Source organism: Limosilactobacillus panis DSM 6035 (genome assembly GCF_001435935.1).
In the GTDB taxonomy this organism is placed as follows: domain Bacteria; phylum Bacillota; class Bacilli; order Lactobacillales; family Lactobacillaceae; genus Limosilactobacillus; species Limosilactobacillus panis.
Genome location: NZ_AZGM01000098.1, coordinates 1 through 285 on the forward strand (window position 1 = coordinate 1; position 285 = coordinate 285).

Genomic DNA, 285 nt, shown 5'->3' on the forward strand with positions numbered 1-285 from the left:
GGAGAACCTGCGGCTGGATCACCTCCTTTCTAAGGAATAAAACGGAACCTACACATTAGTTGAAACTTTGTTTAGTTTTGAGAGGTTTACCTTTCAAAACACATGACGCTTATTTGGGCCTATAGCTCAGTTGGTTTAGAGCGCACGCCTGATAAGCGTGAGGTCGATGGTTCAAGTCCATTTAGGCCCATATATTTTGGGGAATTAGCTCAGCTGGGAGAGCACCTGCTTTGCAAGCAGGAGGTCATCGGTTCGATTCCGTTATTCTCCATTGCTAGTCGTAAG

At 45.6% G+C, this 285-nt stretch carries 2 tRNA genes; both read left to right on the forward strand.

Annotated features, from left to right (window positions below):
* Window positions 1–115: 115 nt before the first annotated feature.
* Window positions 116–190, forward strand: a tRNA-Ile gene (locus FD32_RS06490).
* Window positions 191–198: 8 nt separating this feature from the next.
* Window positions 199–271: transfer RNA gene (locus FD32_RS06495), tRNA-Ala, on the forward strand.
* Window positions 272–285 lie beyond the last annotated feature (14 nt).